General features: G+C 56.9%; 1 pseudogene. It reads left to right on the top strand.

Features of this window, described 5'->3' with window-relative positions:
- Window positions 1-1,479 (top strand): annotated as a pseudogene (locus U869_RS0115380) (hypothetical protein); the annotation flags it as partial.

Genomic DNA, 1,479 nt, shown 5'->3' with positions numbered 1-1,479 from the left:
GCGCTATCGCCAGTGCAGATGGCAGCATCGCGCTGGGTGCCGGTTCGCTGGCAGATGGCAGCACCTTGTCGCATGACGCTTATCTGGTCGGTGGCAAAGCGAAGGGTGAAGTGAACGTGGGCGATCGTCGTATTACCGGGCTGGCTGCCGGTGCGGACGATATGGATGCGGTCAACGTGGCGCAGTTGAAAGCCACGGCAGCGGGTTCTGTTGCCGATGCGGTGATGTATGACAACAGCACTCACAACAACATTACCCTGGGTGGCAACACCTACGACAACAGCACACACACCGGTGGCACCACTATCACCAACGTGGCGGATGGCGTAGCGCCAAGCGATGCGGTGAACTACTCGCAACTGACCGAAACCAACAACAACGTGACCAACCTGGGTGATATCGTCACCAATCTGGGCGACAACGTTAATAATATCTACAACACCGGGACCAAATACTTCCATGCCAACTCCACCGGGACAGATTCGTCTGCGCTGGGTCAGGATTCCGTGGCGATTGGTATGGGGGCAGTCTCTACCCATGACAACGACGTTGCATTGGGTGCAGGCTCCGTGACTGCCGCCGCAGAAGCGACGGCCAAAGCGACCATCAACGGCAAAGAGTATGATTTTGCCGGGGTCGCTCCAACCAGCACCGTCAGCGTGGGTGATGAGGGGGCGGAACGTACTATCACCAACGTGGCCGCAGGTCGTCTGAGCGATACCAGCACCGATGCGGTAAACGGTTCACAACTGTATGCAACCAACCAGTCCATCGATACGCTGGGCACGCAGGTTGATACCAACACCACCAATATCGCGACCAATACCACTAACATTGCCACCAACACCACGAATATTGCGGGTAACACGACCAATATTAATGAGCTGAAGGATGATGCACTGCAGTGGGATCCGGCGGCGAACGGCGGAGCGGGGGCTTACAGTGCTAACCATAAAGGCAATGGTCCGGCCAAGATCACCAACGTAGCCGCGGGCGATCTGACCGACACCAGCACTGATGCGGTCAACGGTTCACAGCTGAAAGCGACCAACGATCAGGTGGATATCAACACCACCAACATCGCGGGCAACACCACGGCGATCACCAATCTTGGCGATAGCGTTAACAACATCTACAACACCGGGACCAAGTACTTCCACGCCAACTCCACCGGGACAGATTCGTCTGCGCTGGGTCAGGATTCCGTGGCGATTGGTATGGGGGCAGTCTCTACCCATGACAACGACGTTGCATTGGGTGCAGGCTCCGTGACTGCCGCCGCAGAAGCGACGGCCAAAGCGACCATCAACGGCAAAGAGTATGATTTTGCCGGGGTCGCTCCAACCAGCACCGTCAGTGTGGGTGATAAGGGGGCGGAACGTACTATCACTAACGTGGCCGCAGGCCGTCTGAGTGATACCAGCACCGATGCGGTAAACGGTTCACAACTGTATGCTACCAACCAGTCCATCGATACGC

The sequence above is a fragment of the Serratia sp. H1w genome, from assembly GCF_000633355.1.
Taxonomy (GTDB): Bacteria; Pseudomonadota; Gammaproteobacteria; order Enterobacterales; family Enterobacteriaceae; genus Chania.
The sequence above is the reverse complement of the archived record's forward strand: the minus strand, read 5'-3'. Positions and strand labels throughout refer to the sequence as shown.